This is a genomic window from Pseudomonas sp. P5_A2_2 (assembly GCF_054177685.1).
Window position 1 is genome coordinate 1 of sequence record NZ_JBGCUL010001332.1, and the last position, 1,048, is coordinate 1,048.

At 62.3% G+C, this 1,048-nt stretch carries 2 protein-coding genes; both read right to left on the reverse strand.

The annotated features are described in order from the left end of the window. Positions 1 to 704 (reverse strand): type VI secretion system tip protein TssI/VgrG (tssI, locus tag ACXRVY_RS31205; protein ID WP_458239235.1); only part of this gene is annotated, 704 nt, incomplete at its 3' end. A 27-nt stretch (positions 705 to 731) separates the two neighbouring features. Next, positions 732 to 989, reverse strand: coding sequence for a PAAR domain-containing protein (locus ACXRVY_RS31210; protein ID WP_108216844.1), 258 nt, complete (start codon positions 987 to 989; stop codon positions 732 to 734). Between the last annotated feature and the right edge of the window lie 59 nt (positions 990 to 1,048).

The window sequence follows — 1,048 nt, forward strand, 5'->3', positions numbered from 1 at the left end:
GTGAAGGTGTAGTCGCGCTGTACCTGGCGTGCGGTGCGCACTTGTTCGGTGTAGTGGAAGCGGGTCAACGCCGGTTCCATGGAATCGCCACCCCCCATGGGCTGGTAGAGCACCGGGCAATCGGTGTGGGTGCCAATGGTGCCGAGGCCACCGACGCGGTCGGTGAGGACGAGGGTGTGGCCGTCGGCGCGGTGTTCGAAGGTGTAGAGCAGGCCTTCTTCGGCGGCGAGGCGGGCGATGAAATCGAGGTCGGTTTCACCGGCCTGCACGCAGTATTCACGGGGTTGGTGTTCGAAGCAGATTTCAGTGCGGATGTCGGTGAGTTTTTGCTCGGTGAGCACGCTGGTGATGATGTCGGGCACGGTCTGGCCCTGGAAAATCCGCCAGTTGGAACGCAGGTTGAAACGCGCCAGGGTCGGTTCGACCACGGCGGTGTAGCGGGTGCGGCGAAAGCCGGTGTCACCCTGGCTGAACAGGCTGACCAAACCGTGGACGTAGCGCACCGGCGTCTCGCCACGCCATAGGGTGAACAGCCCCGCCAGATCGAGCACCCGATTGAAGTCGATRGCGGCRTTGTGGCTGGCCAGTTCCAGTTCGAGTTTGAACGGCCGGGACAGRCCTTCTTCGAGGGTGAACGAGACCACSTCGAAGGSATCGCCTTYCAAGGGCTCGAAGGTGAAACGCAGGTCGCTTTGGCGGGGCATGGGGCTTCCTTGTCGAGAGTGTGAATGTCAGTCGATCAACCAGCTGCTATCACCGTTTTCCAATTTTCCATCGTGATCGGTGGTATCGCCGACACGGGCTACTGGCTGTCCGTTGACGGTCATCGAGGGCGAGCCGCTGGTGATGACGGCGCCGCATCCAAGGGTGTCGCCGACACGGGCGACGGCGCGGCCGTTTACGGTCACGTTGCGCGTACCACTGTCGACGGTGGTGGGGCCACACAAAGGGCAATCATGGTCGTGTCCGACCAGAACGACGGCTGGCATAGAGCCTCCTGATAAGTATTGAGTCAGTGAAGGCTCCGCCGCTGCACGCACCGCAGCGA

Coding starts and splice junctions, on each gene's coding strand:
- ACXRVY_RS31210 (WP_108216844.1), bottom strand. CDS start 989: ATGCCAGCCGTCGTTCTGGTCGGACACGACCATGATTGCCCTTTGTGT.